The 12,621-nt window shown below is 34.7% G+C and carries 10 protein-coding genes and 2 pseudogenes; 9 read left to right on the top strand and 3 right to left on the bottom strand.

Going from position 1 to position 12,621, the window contains the following annotated elements; all coding sequences use genetic code 11:
- Positions 1–176: 176 nt before the first annotated feature.
- Positions 177–2,543, top strand: coding sequence for a DUF6359 domain-containing protein (locus AC1DS7_RS06025; protein WP_002030248.1), 2,367 nt, complete (start codon positions 177–179; stop codon positions 2,541–2,543).
- Between the two features lie 112 nt (positions 2,544–2,655).
- Positions 2,656–2,955: a hypothetical protein gene (locus tag AC1DS7_RS06030; RefSeq protein WP_215588807.1), complete on the top strand. Its 300-nt coding sequence runs from the start codon at positions 2,656–2,658 to the stop codon at positions 2,953–2,955.
- Between the two features lie 205 nt (positions 2,956–3,160).
- On the opposite strand, the gene AC1DS7_RS06035 is transcribed toward AC1DS7_RS06030, so the two are convergent.
- Entirely contained in the window at positions 3,161–4,003 is an 843-nt protein-coding gene (locus AC1DS7_RS06035) for an ABC transporter permease (protein WP_016101578.1), read from the bottom strand.
- 433 nt (positions 4,004–4,436) lie between these two features.
- Here AC1DS7_RS06035 and AC1DS7_RS06040 point away from each other — a divergent pair, with 433 nt between their 5' ends.
- The 4 genes and pseudogenes from AC1DS7_RS06040 to AC1DS7_RS06055 form a co-directional block, all read left to right on the top strand.
- Positions 4,437–5,009: a TetR/AcrR family transcriptional regulator gene (locus AC1DS7_RS06040; RefSeq protein WP_000963368.1), complete on the top strand. Its 573-nt coding sequence runs from the start codon at positions 4,437–4,439 to the stop codon at positions 5,007–5,009.
- Positions 5,010–5,214: 205 nt separating this feature from the next.
- Positions 5,215–5,439, top strand: a pseudogene (locus AC1DS7_RS06045) (YhgE/Pip domain-containing protein); the annotation flags it as partial.
- 641 nt (positions 5,440–6,080) lie between these two features.
- The gene (locus tag AC1DS7_RS06050; RefSeq protein ID WP_016101576.1) at positions 6,081–7,211 is read left to right on the top strand and encodes an RNA-guided endonuclease InsQ/TnpB family protein; all 1,131 of its coding nucleotides are present in this window, start codon (positions 6,081–6,083) and stop codon (positions 7,209–7,211) included.
- Positions 7,212–7,354: 143 nt separating this feature from the next.
- Positions 7,355–9,775: pseudogene (locus tag AC1DS7_RS06055) on the top strand (YhgE/Pip family protein); the annotation flags it as partial.
- 39 nt (positions 9,776–9,814) lie between these two features.
- Here AC1DS7_RS06055 and AC1DS7_RS06060 read toward each other — a convergent pair.
- Positions 9,815–10,537, bottom strand: a complete 723-nt coding sequence (locus AC1DS7_RS06060) for a hypothetical protein (RefSeq protein WP_215588808.1) — start codon at positions 10,535–10,537, stop codon at positions 9,815–9,817.
- 185 nt (positions 10,538–10,722) lie between these two features.
- On the opposite strand from AC1DS7_RS06060, the gene AC1DS7_RS06065 reads away from it, so the two are divergent.
- Genes AC1DS7_RS06065 through yknW form a run of 3 tightly spaced genes read left to right on the top strand, consistent with a single transcriptional unit; the run spans position 10,723 to position 11,976 of the window.
- A complete protein-coding gene (locus tag AC1DS7_RS06065) occupies positions 10,723–10,935 on the top strand; it encodes a hypothetical protein (protein ID WP_353824639.1) in 213 nt (70 codons plus the stop codon).
- A gap of 36 nt (positions 10,936–10,971) precedes the next feature.
- Positions 10,972–11,274 (top strand): DUF2087 domain-containing protein, encoded by a 303-nt coding sequence (locus tag AC1DS7_RS06070; RefSeq protein ID WP_016101573.1) that lies wholly within the window; start codon positions 10,972–10,974, stop codon positions 11,272–11,274.
- A 24-nt stretch (positions 11,275–11,298) separates the two neighbouring features.
- Positions 11,299–11,976 carry a YknW family membrane protein gene (gene yknW / locus AC1DS7_RS06075; protein ID WP_215588809.1) on the top strand — a complete coding sequence of 226 codons (678 nt, stop codon included), beginning with the start codon at positions 11,299–11,301 and terminating at the stop codon, positions 11,974–11,976.
- Positions 11,977–12,151: 175 nt separating this feature from the next.
- Here yknW and AC1DS7_RS06080 read toward each other — a convergent pair whose 3' ends face one another.
- On the bottom strand, positions 12,152–12,502 hold the full coding sequence (locus AC1DS7_RS06080; protein WP_207626242.1) for a PH domain-containing protein: 351 nt from the start codon (positions 12,500–12,502) through the stop codon (positions 12,152–12,154).
- Between the last annotated feature and the right edge of the window lie 119 nt (positions 12,503–12,621).

The raw sequence follows: 12,621 nt of genomic DNA on the forward strand, positions 1-12,621 counted from the left end.
TTGTTTATTGGATAAAATACCTTTAGTCAATAAAGCTATATAAGTTATTTTGTATTATAGTTTGAAAACTTGTAAATTAAATAAATTTTGTGTAAAACTTGTCGAAATATAGTTCTATATAACGAATCATTTGATATGATAGAAATGTTGAGAAAATATGAAATAGGGAGAGGGAAATGGCTGTGAAGAAATTATTAAGTGTCTTTTTATCATTATTGCTATTGCTTTCATTTACTGGAACTTTAGCGCAGGCGGAAGAAACTACTTCTATGTCAGTAGAGAAAGCAATTCAAGTATTTAAGCAGCAAGGGAAAACGAAGGGGATAGTGGAAGGATATATCGTTGGGTATACGCAAAGTCCTTCTAAATACACGAAAGATCCGGCTAAGTTTGACGACACAAACGTGGCAATTGCCGATTCGCCAAACGAAACAAATCCAGACAAGATCATGCCTGTTCAATTGCCAAAAGGTGATGTGAGGACGGCTGTAAACGTGAAAGATCATCCTGAAAATATCGGGAAGAAAGTTAGGTTGACAGGGACGCTTGAGTTATATTTCGGTAGCCCAGGTTTAAAATCAGTAACAGCTCATAAGTTTCAAGGAGAAGAACAAAACCGCGTTAGCGATGTAGTGGCATCACCAAATGGTGGGGAAGTTGCAAAAGGAACAGCAGTAACATTAACAACGAATACAGAAGGAGCAACAATCTACTATACGTTAGATGGCTCTAATCCTACAAACAAGAGTGTTCGTTATAACGGACAAATTGTAGTGAATGAGAATAGTGTGATTAAAGCAATTGCAGAGAAAGAAGGGCTTACTTCTTCAGCGATTTCAACATTTTCATTTATTATCGTAAATAATGAACCAGTTCGTATTCATGATATTCAAGGGAAATCACATATTTCTCCTTACAATGGGAAGAAATTAAACAATGTGGAGGGCGTTGTCACAGCGCTTGATAAAAATGGTTTTTATATAGAAGATAATCAGCCGGATAATGATCCAGCTACTTCTGAAGGTATTTACGTATACAAAAAAGATGCGAATGTAGCAGTAGGAGATCTTGTCCAAGTTGATGGAGAAGTAGAAGAATATGTTGGACCTGGATATGCAGAGCGATTTGAAACAGACTTAACGACGACGGAAATTAAGGCGAGTCGCGTTGCTGTAATCGCAAAAGATCAACCTTTACCAGCGCCGATTGTATTAGGAGAAAACGGTGTGAAAATCCCTGATCAAATTATCGATAATGATGCATTCGGTCTATTTGATCCAAATGAAGATGCAATCGACTTTTATGAAAGTGTAGAAGGTATGCGCGTTACGATGCCAACACCAAAAATTATCGCTCCGCAGAAAAACGGTAATTTATATGTAACAGTAAAAAATGGCGGAGATAAAGTAGTAACGAAGTATGGTACACCTTTATTAGATAAAGAGCAATTAAATCCAGAGCGCCTTTCTGTAAAAGTACCTCGTGATTATGTCGCGAAAGTAGGCGATACGTTCACTGGAGATATAACAGGCGTAGTAGGATATGACTACGGTTCGTTCCGCATTTCGCCAGTAACGGAATTACCATCTGTAGTGGACGGCGGATTTAAGCAAGTAGGGGCAAATATTCAGCCGCGTCTTGATAAGTTAACAGTTGCTACATATAACATTGAAAACTTCTCAGCGAACAAAAAAGAAACAACAGATGAAAAAGTGAAAGCGTTAGCTTATTCTATTAAATATAATTTAAAAATGCCTGATATTATCGGTGTACAAGAGATGCAAGATAATAATGGAGCAATCAATGACGGTACGACTGATGCATCTTTAAGCGCAAAACGTATCATTGATGCTGTATTAGAAATTCGTGGACCGAAGTATGAGTATGTAGAAATTGCGCCGAACAACAATCAAGACGGCGGGGCACCTGGAGCGAATATTCGCGTCGGTTTCTTCTATAACCCATCTCGTGTGAAATTAGCGACAGTACCGAAGTTACTAGATAAAAATGTAGTTCGTATTGGAGACGAAAATCCTTTATTTGAAAGTACACGTAAACCGTTAGCGGCAGAATTTACATTCCAAGGACAAAACGTTGTTGTCATTTCAAATCACTTAAACTCAAAACTAGGAGATGCAACGCCATTTGGAAAAGTGCAGCCGCTCGTATTAAAGAGTGAAGAAAAACGAGTTCAATTAGCACAAGAAGTGAATCATTTCGTACAAGGTATTCAAGAAAAGAATACAAATGCACCAGTTGTTGTATTAGGTGATATGAATGACTTTGAATTCTCTAAACCTTTAGAAGCACTAGAGGGAACGATATTAAAAGATATGTTAAACACAGTGCCGAAAGAGAACCGCTACACGTACATTCATGAAGGTAACGCACAAGTGCTAGATCATATTTTAGTAACAAACAACATCGCACCGCACACAATTGTAGACCCTGTACACTTAAACTCAAACATTATGAAAGAACATGGACGTGTAAGTGACCACGATCCAGTACTTGTTCAAATTGATTTGAAGAAGGCTTCTTAAATAGTCGAGAAAGAACGCTTAGAAATATACTAAGCGTTCTTTTACATTATTAGGAATTCTTATGATAAAATAGATTGAATATTCATTCTTCAATACAGGGAGGTGTAGACATATGGTAGCCCGAATAAACGGGAAATTAATGAATCAGCTTGCAATTTTTTTTAGCATAATCGTCATGCTTCAGTTTGTAGCTGATATAACAGGGCTTACACAGAATCTAGATAGTATGTATTACTTAATAAATACCGCAACTTCCTATATAACGTTTAGTTTGGCGGTTATTTTTACTTTAATCGGTGCAAGAAGAGAATTAAGTAAATATGCAATTATTGCATTATGTTTAGTGGTAGCTATTAAAGCGATTTACTTTGCGGCTGTTGTTATTTTGTGGGGATTGGCTGGTACGCCGTAAATGAATATAAAAAACCTAATTTCCAAGATAACGTGAGGAAATTAGGTTTTTATCCCGCTATTCGCCGGGCAGTAAAACTCCCACCTCAAAATTCAGTTGGGGAGCAAAGAAGTTAGGCGGGAGATAACTGCCCGTAAAAGCCCGATTGGTGAAGGCTAATAATCAGTGGGGGATGGATAAAACCGCCACTGATTAAAGTTTCACTTTATAATGGCTGAAAAGCCTTTCTACATCGATCTCGTTTTTGAAGTCTTCTCATATATCTTTTTTTGTCCCGTTGTAATCCTTTTATGTACATGAATAAGCTGACAAGGAAGAAAAATGTACATTGTAAAATGTATGGTGACATCCCGTGTAATGGTTGTTTTGGATCATATAAGTGAATAGGTGCTCCGCCTATTGTAGGGAATATTGTATTTAGCAGGACGAAGGGAATGGAAGTAACTGCCAATGGAAATAGAAGTGCCATGTAATCCTTTTGTGACCATGTGGACGCTGCTAAACCTAAGAGGGCCATTAAACCAGCGAATAAAAAATTAATCCCAATATATAGATAAATATAAGTGATGGGAGAAGAGAAATATAACTCTGCGAACATTCCGTTGCCATTTATCATGCTAGTACCGACAGTTGGATCTCCATTTGGAATTGTTAATTTGCAAAGTAATAAAGAAAGAATGAACGGTAAAGTATAAAGAAATCCACCGCAGAAAAATGTAACGATATACTTTGTAAAGGAATACGAGAATAGGGAAATTTCCTTACTTATAAAAGTTTTGAAACCATCGGATTTATCGGAATTATAACTCGTACTAAATGGTAAACTTGCAATAACAGGCATTAATAATAAATAAATATCCATTTCATTATTACGAAACCCGATCCATTTAAATGCAGTTGCTATAGCCCCATTCGTTGCGTCTCCTAAATAACGAATTACATAATAATAATGATAAATAGAAATAAGAGCTAATCCACTAAACATAATAATTAAAGAAACACGATTACAAAAAGCTTGCCTTATATTTAAACGAAGCGCACGCATCATGACTGAAAAAGCCTCCACTATTTTTATAAATCTGTCTACTTTCTATATTACTATTAAATGTAAGGATTTTCTTGTTTTTTTATTTGTTTATTAGAAAAAGAGGAATTTTGTTGTTGTTAGGTAAGGTTTAACTGTAGAAGAAAATTGTCAGAGTGAAAGGAAAAGGAAGGACATATTGAATTCTAGTTTAGACAAAATTAAGCTTTCTAAACTGAAATAAGAAAAAGGTGTTCATAAAAATTATATCTGAAGAACATCTTTTCCTTTCTCCTTTTTTTCTGATACACTATGACAGTATTATATAGATTGACTGGAATTTTTTTATACTGGGAATAATAAAAAAGAGAACTTGTATAGAATGTAAGCGTGTGGTAATATCAAAGATGTACTGATTGACTATATTATCCAATTGGTCATTTTTGGAGGTGAAGATGTGGCGATAGATCGAAAACGTTCTATTATTGAAGCTGCAACAAAGTCTTTTTCAGCGTTCGGTTATAAAGCAACAACGATGGATCAAGTAGCGAAGTTAGCGAATGTAGGAAAAGGAACGATTTATACTTTTTTCAAAAATAAAGAAGAGCTATTTGGTGAAATTATTTCTAATTTAATTACAGAAATGAAGCAAGTTGCAGAAAATGCAATTCGTTCAGATATTTCATTTTTTGAAAATGTACATAGAGCATTATATAGCATATTAGAATTTAGAAAAGAACATCAGCTCATGATTAAACTAATTCAAGAAGAGCGTGATATGGGAACGAAAGAAGTACAAGAAGTGATGCAACAAGTAGATGTGGAAATCGTTTCTGTTATTCAATCGTATTTAGAAATTGCGATTGAAAAGGGTGAAATCAGCAAATGTGATCCAGAAATTACAGCATTTATTATGCTTCGCCTATACGTATCACTTATTTTTGATTGGGAAAAAAATCATGAACCGTTAGAAAAAGAAAAAATATCGGAATTATTCGAACTTTATTTACTAAAAGGATTGTCAAATTAAGATAATCCTTTTAATATTATAAAAATGACTAATTGAACAAATCGGTCAATCGTATAAGGAGGATGGTTAAATATAATCATGTAGATGAAAATGTGCATAGTATAAATTCGGGGATAAGGCATATGTATGAACAGATATAGCCTTTTTATTTGGGTAAAAATGACTAAAAATACATTTTGGTCATTTTTGAAAAGGGGGATAAATTATGAAATGGCATAAGTTGCTTAGTAAAGAATTTGCAGAGATTATAAAAAGTAAAAAAATATTAATTCCAATTATCGCGGTTTTATTCGTACCGATTTTATATGCGGGTATGTTTTTATGGGCCTTTTGGGATCCGTATGAACAGCTAGATGACTTGCCAGTGGCGGTAGTCAATTTAGATAAAGGTGCAGTATTTGATGGGAAACCAATTGAGGTCGGAAAAGGGTAATTAACTGTTACGATTTATTTAACCAATTAAAACTAAAGTTAATTAAATATATCAGTAAGCCCTGCTAGTCAAGTGATTGGCTAGTAGTGAGGGTTAACTGCGGGCAATCCCTAAAGCTGATTGAACTACAACGTGGCTAGAAATGGCGAGCGTGAATGTCGCGAAAGCAGAAAAAATCAATCAGATGGTGCAAGGTTAAATCCTAAACACTAGAACAATGGGTCTTCCGCCTCGAATCATCTAAGTCAAAATGGATAAGATGAACGTTCAACGACTATCTCGTATAACTGACGAGAGTACATCACAAGCCTATGGTGGTGGAAAAATCCTCTATCTCTAAGTAGATAAACATATAGTCTGCGCTCATGTGAAAACATGAGAAGTTCATAAGAGAACTGGCTAAGGAATTGCGCCCTTAGTTGAACAAGATAAATTTTATTGAATCTATCAAACTTTATTGAATTTATCGAACGTACGTGCTATGTTTGGTTCAATGAGGTGAGAATAATAATGAAATTTTCACGAGTTAGTCAAGTATCGGAATTAACAGGTTTGTATCCTGGTAGTCTCAGGAGAATGCTGGTGGAACACGCTACTATTCAGAAGAACAAATCTTTCATTAAAGAAGTTAAATTCTGATGATATTAGCGAAGAAAGTCAGACTGATTCCAACGCCTGAACAAGAAAAAGTGCTTAGAAACCATGCCGGAGCTGCAAGATTTGCTTATAACTATTGTAAAAGAATGAGTGATAGATACTATAAGCTATTTGGAAAATCTGTTTCACAGTTAGCTTTACAGAAACGATTTACAAAGATCAAGAAGCGAAAGCAATATGAGTGGTTAAAAAATATCAACGCACAAGTTCCCAAACAGGCTTCAAAAGATTTTGACAAGGCGCGAAAAAATTCGTTCGAAAAGTACCAAAATGGTTATCACACTTCTTATAAATCCAAAAAAGATTTAATCCAAGGATTTTATGCCAATTATGAAAGACTGATTATAGGAAAGAAAGTAGTTCATATTCAGTCTATTGGAGAAGTGAAAACAAGCCAACAACTACCAAGAAACAAAAAGCCATCCAATCCAAGAGTTACATTTGATGGTCGTCACTGGTGGATTAGTGTAGGGTTCCAAGAAGACTTTGAATTACAAGAGCTAACCAATGAGTCGATTGGTGTGGATGTTGGTTTAAAAGAGCTGTTTGTGGCTTCTAATGGTATGAAAGAACGAAATATAAATAAAGATGCTAAGGTTAAAAAACTTTTGAAAAGGAAAAAGTCAGCGCAAAGAGATATGTCTAGGAGATTTAAAAAAGGTGTAAAAATTCAATCTGCCGGATATGAAAAAGCTAAAGCGGAGCACCTGCGGTTATCTAGGAAAATTACGAATATCCGAAATAACCATATCCATCAAGCAACAGCAAAATTGGTGAAAACCAAACCAATGAAAATTGTTGTGGAAGACTTACCTATCTCAAACCTGTTAAAAAACAAAAAACTATCGAAAGCATTTTCATTTCAAAAATTAAACTTCTTCTTTCAATGTTTGTCATACAAGTGTGAGAAATATGGCATCGAGTATGTAAAAGCTGATAAATGGTTCGCCTCAAGCAAGATTTGTTCATGTTGCGGAGTTAAATACGACCATTTAGTTCAACTAGAAGGACAGTGGAGTTTAAAAATACGTGAGTGGCGTTGTGCTTCATGCAATAGCCATCACGATAGGGATGTAAATGCTGCGATAAATTTATCAAGATGGGTAAAATAAATGCTTGATAATAGGAGGTAACGATACTGCCTCGTGTGGAGTGTTATACCCCTCGTCCCTTTGGGGTTGCGAGAACACTTTGAAGCACTAACTTGTGTAAATTTGATTGAATTGTATAGATTTAGTTAAGTTTATCGTATCGGCTCGTTGATAACTTAAAAGATAATACAAGTTTCAAATGGGAATTTGTAAGTGAAAAAGAAGCGAAAAAAGGAATGGAAGGTAGAAAGTATTACATGTTAGTACGCATTCCAGATGACTTCTCAAGTAATGCTACAACGTTATTAAAAGATGATCCAAAACCATTAAACTTAGAATACATTCCAAACGAAAGCTTGAACTTCTTATCTTCACAAATTGGCGGAACAGCCATTGAAAAAATTAAAGGTGAAGTATCAAGTACGTTAACGAAAACATATGCAGAGAAAATGTTTGATTCCATTAAAGACGTCTCAAAAGGATTAGCAGATGGGGCGGAAGGAGCAAATAAGTTACATGATGGAGCTAGTGAGTTGCATGATGGATCAAGTAAAGTGACGGATGGACTCCATACACTTCAAGGGAAATCTGGAGAGATGAAAGATGGAGTTGGGAAATTAGCAGATGGATCTAATAAATTACAAGATGGATCCGAGAAAGTAACAGCAGGTTTAAATACATTAAATAGCAAAACGGGTGAGATGCAGATAGGTATAGGGAAATTACAAGATGGATCCGAGAAAGTAACAGCAGGCTTAAATACGTTAAATAGTAAAACAGGTGAGATGCAGACAGGTATAGGGAAATTACAAGATGGATCTCAGAAAGTAACGGCAGGTTTGAATACATTAGTAAGTAAAACAGGTGAATTAAAAACAGGAACGAATGAATTATCAACTGGCATGGAAAAACTTGCCGAAGGACAAAGTAAATTAGAGGGAGTTTCTCAAAACATTGAAAAGGGTTTGCAAGAGTTAAATAGTACAGTGAAAAATTCTGTTGCAGGCTTAGAGGAAATGCAGTCGAAAGTTCCTACTATATTAAATACGGTAAATCAGAAAATAGATGGTGCTGGAGAAAATATAAGTCAGTTAAATGAAGTCGCTCAATCAACAGCAGGGGATGCAAAAACTGCAGCGCAAGATGTTGCAAATTTACAAAAACAAATCGAGAGTTTACCAAAAGAATATCAAGAGCAGTTACAACCATATATAACAAATGCGGCAAAAAGTACAGCGACGGTTCAGCAGAAAGCTGCCGGAGTAGCAGGTGGAACAAATAAATTAAATGAAGAAGTAAAACAATTAAAAGGCGAAATACATCAAACAACAAGTGATGCGCAAAACAAATTACCGAATACAGCGGGATTGAAATCTTTAACGGATGGTATTGAGAAATTAGCCAGTGGACAAAAAGGATTTGTTGAAAATTTCCAAGGATTTGGTAAGAATTTAAATGCAGCAAAAGAAGGCGCAAATAAATTTAAAAACGAATCCGGTCAATTAATTGATGCGATAAATCAATTAGCAGATGGCTCGGGTCAAGTAACAGGTGGCTTAGACACATTATCTGCAGGAGCAAATCAAATGTCAGGCGGAATAAATCAATTGGCAGATGGATCAAACCAAGTAACAGGCGGTTTAGGCACATTATCTGTAGGAGCAAGTCAAATGACAGGCGGAATAACGCAATTAGCAGATGGCTCAAGTCAAGTAACAACTGGCTTAGGTACTCTAAATGGTGGCCTAAATAAAATGTCCACTGGCTCAACCCAGCTAATCGACGGAGTAAATAAACTAGCAGATGGATCAGGAAAAGTGACAGATGGCCTCGTAAAAGTAAATGATGGTTCAGGTGAACTTGCTGAGAAACTTGGCGAAGGGGCAGAGAAAACTGGTGAAGTGAAAGGAACGGATAAAACGTATGATATGTTTGCAAGCCCTGTAAAAGTGAAGACGGAGAAAATGGCGGAAGTTCCAAACTACGGAACAGGATTCACACCGTATTTCTTATCACTCGGTTTATTCGTTGGGGCATTACTATTATCTATCGTATACCCATTACGCGATACAGTCGGCGTTCCGAAATCAGGATTCAGCTGGTTTATTAGTAAGTTTGGTGTTTTACTATCAGTCGGTATTATTCAAGCAATAGTAGCAGATGTCATATTACTATTCTGGTTAGGTGTAGAAGTACAAAGTATTCCATACTTTATACTCTTTAGTATTGTTACGAGCTTAGCGTTTATTTCATTAATTCAATGTTTAGTAACAGCATTCGGTGATGCAGGGCGTTTCATCGCCATCATCACATTAATTATTCAGCTTACAACAAGTGCTGGAACATTCCCGCTAGAGTTGATTCCGAAGTATTTACAACCATTTAATGCTTGGTTACCGATGACATATTCTGTATCAGGATTGAAAGCAGTCGTATCAAGCGGAGACTTTAACTTCATGTGGCAAAATATTGGGATACTCATGATCTTTATCGTTTTATTATCACTTGGAACAATTGCTTCATTAACTTGGATGCATAAGCGACAGTTTAAAAATATTGCTGAGAATCAATCGGTTGAAGCTTAAATAAGACCAATAAAAAAAGGCACTGAAATGGTGCCTTTTTTATTGGTCTTGTTTTATTGGTTGAGAAAGTTCATTTGTTTTTCTATTTTTACGGAACAAGTATATAACAATACTTATAAGAATAATTGTAGCTACAATCCAAACAAATGGACCATATCTTTCAGCAAAAGTATATAGTTTCATGTTACTGGCAATGTCCTCTTTTGTTTTTCCTATTAGAATTTCTGAGCCACTATACCCTTCAAGTGTATCTCCTTTTTTTATACCAAAAATAAGAGTATCTGATTTGTTTTCTATTCCTGTATATCGGTATCCCTTACCTTTAATTGTTAATTGAGTATCATCCTTTTTTAGTGAGTAATCTTCGGTGGAAATATCTTTTCCTAACAGTGTAATTGGCTCCATTGAAAAACGGATTTCTTTTAATGCAGGAAGAGCCTCATTGTTTAGTAAGAGCTGCTTTGCAATATGCTGCTCGGTATCAATGTTTTTCCAATTTGCCTTTCGTCGTTTATATGTATTAATTTCAAGAAGTGCAAATTCTTTATTTTGAAGTTTTTCCTCTGTAATAGGTTGTGTAGTAGTTAATGTTCCTTTTAATAAAATCACACCGTCTTTTGCAGATTGAAATGAAGAGACTTCCTTCGTTTCTTTTAATGTATTGATAGCACCTCTATAATCTTCTTTTCCTAAAAGAACAGCTCCTGTATGTACGGTTAAAATAAGATATAGGATGCTTAATACTATAATAGCTTTTTTCACTATGTACCCTCCAAAGTATGTATAAATGGATTATAACATAATTTACCATATTTAATTGTTAATTTGAATAATAAGTTACAAATATAAGGGTGATAAATAAATTAAAAAAGTGTGGATGAGAGGAGTAAAAGTGAAAAGGAATTACAACAATTTGCAGAGAAACATAGAATAGAGGAGTTGATACGATGAAAGGAAATCTTACTTATTATTTTATCGTAAATCCGCTAATCATCTTTCTTGTTTACGCCCTTTCACCTGTCTTTTTTCATAAAGAAAAATATACAAATATGAAAGATGCACTAGGAATACTTGTAGTTTACTATGTGCTAATTAGTGGGTATTACTTTATGGATGTTGTAAGTAAAAGAATGAAGAAAAATAGTAAGGACAAACAATAAAGTTTTATTACATAAAAACTGATGGAGGACAACAAAATGACCGAAAGCGAAATGAAATTTAGGGATACGACCATTCGTAACTTTTTTGATAAAGAGAATCGTTTAAAATCGATTCCAGGTCAAAAGAAGAAAAAGTTAGTGTTATTAGAACATTTGATTAGCAAATTAAACGCTGAAAATCAATATACAGAAAAAGAAATTAATACATTCATAAAACAATATCATGATGATTTTTGTACGATTAGACGAGAGTTTATCGTGCATGGATTTATGGATCGGGAGGATAATGTGTATCGTATAAATGAGAGAGAAGTATGGAGGAAATGGGAAGAGTTATAAATGTAATGAGGAAGGGGGATTTTCTTGCAAGCTAGTAGTCTTATGCATGAAGAGATTTCTGGAAAACCATCGATTTTTGGGATATTCACTTCGCCAACACTACAATTCAAAAGGATGAAGAATCAAAGAAATATATTTTTCCCGTTAGCTCTTTTAATTGTGCTTATTATAATTTCAAGTGCCTTAATGTCTTGGAATACTTTAAACAATCCTGCACTCAGTATGTTTCATGATAAAACGGGATTTACTGTTCCGAAATACATAACTTTCTTTACTACATTTGGATTTTCAGCAGTCAGCGGAATCGTAGCTATACTTTTTGCACCTATATTCTATAAGAACATTATGATTTTCTTTGGAGTTGATATTAACTATAAAGAAACGTTCCCGGTAATTATTTATGCTTCGTTTGTATTAAGATTAGGGATGATTTTAAACGGATTAATTGCATTTTCTCTAAGTGGGTATGAGATATCTTATACAGGTTTAGGTGCAATAGCGACAGATAATATGATCTTGCATACAATTGCTCAAAGAATAGATATATTTAATATTTGGTATTACGTTTTATTAGGAATAGGTTTAAAAACGATAACGAATTTAAATAAAGACAAACTTATCCCTCTTATTATTGTACTTTTCGTTTTCACTAGTTTATTAGCGAGCATGGCTGGGTTTATGCAGGAAATATCTAAAGCGTAAGGATAGGTGGGAAGTATAATTATAAGCTTGTATGAAAAAGGTGGTTTGAATATGGACAAACCACCTTTTATCCCGCTATTTGCCGGGCAGTAAAACTCCCACCTCAAAATGCGGCTGGAGCAAAGAAGCTAGGTGGGAGATCAACAGCCCGTAAATGCCCGATTAGTAGCCCGCGCTAGTCTTGCATTTTTCTTTGTAGTAAGTCTATGAATTCTTCAATATTTGAACTTGTAATGTATCCCACCGTTATATATTCATCTTCATAATAAAATATTATTTTTTTATCAAAGATTCTTCTCTTCGTTTCTATAGATACAATTTTTTCATACTCAAATTCGGAAATTAATGTATTTTTATATTGGCTAAAAAAGAGAATTCTTCTATTAGTAGCAAGTAGCATGCCCGGATACGGAACTTTATGCGTAATAATATAGCCAGTAAGTGAACAATTTAAAGTAGATATAATAACTTCGTCTTTATGTAATAGTTGTTTTGCAGCTGTTAAAATTGGATTCATTTTATGCATTCCTTTTATATAGATGTAAGGATATTGTATCAAAAGTGAAAAGATTCTCAATATGTAATGTTGCATATTGAGCGTTTTAGAGATTCTTAGTTTGATAGTTCCAATATTATTTTTAAAAG

Source organism: Bacillus sp. P4_E1 (assembly GCF_056401715.1).

What these genes read in the sequence shown, in the direction of transcription:
- AC1DS7_RS06025 (WP_002030248.1), top strand. Translation starts at nt 177, where the DNA reads ATGGCTGTGAAGAAATTATTAAGTGTCTTTTTATCATTATTGCTATTG.
- AC1DS7_RS06030 (WP_215588807.1), top strand. Translation starts at nt 2,656, where the DNA reads ATGGTAGCCCGAATAAACGGGAAATTAATGAATCAGCTTGCAATTTTT.
- AC1DS7_RS06035 (WP_016101578.1), bottom strand. Translation starts at nt 4,003, where the DNA reads ATGATGCGTGCGCTTCGTTTAAATATAAGGCAAGCTTTTTGTAATCGT.
- AC1DS7_RS06050 (WP_016101576.1), top strand. Translation starts at nt 6,081, where the DNA reads ATGATATTAGCGAAGAAAGTCAGACTGATTCCAACGCCTGAACAAGAA.
- AC1DS7_RS06065 (WP_353824639.1), top strand. Translation starts at nt 10,723, where the DNA reads ATGAAAGGAAATCTTACTTATTATTTTATCGTAAATCCGCTAATCATC.
- AC1DS7_RS06070 (WP_016101573.1), top strand. Translation starts at nt 10,972, where the DNA reads ATGACCGAAAGCGAAATGAAATTTAGGGATACGACCATTCGTAACTTT.
- AC1DS7_RS06080 (WP_207626242.1), bottom strand. Translation starts at nt 12,502, where the DNA reads ATGCATAAAATGAATCCAATTTTAACAGCTGCAAAACAACTATTACAT.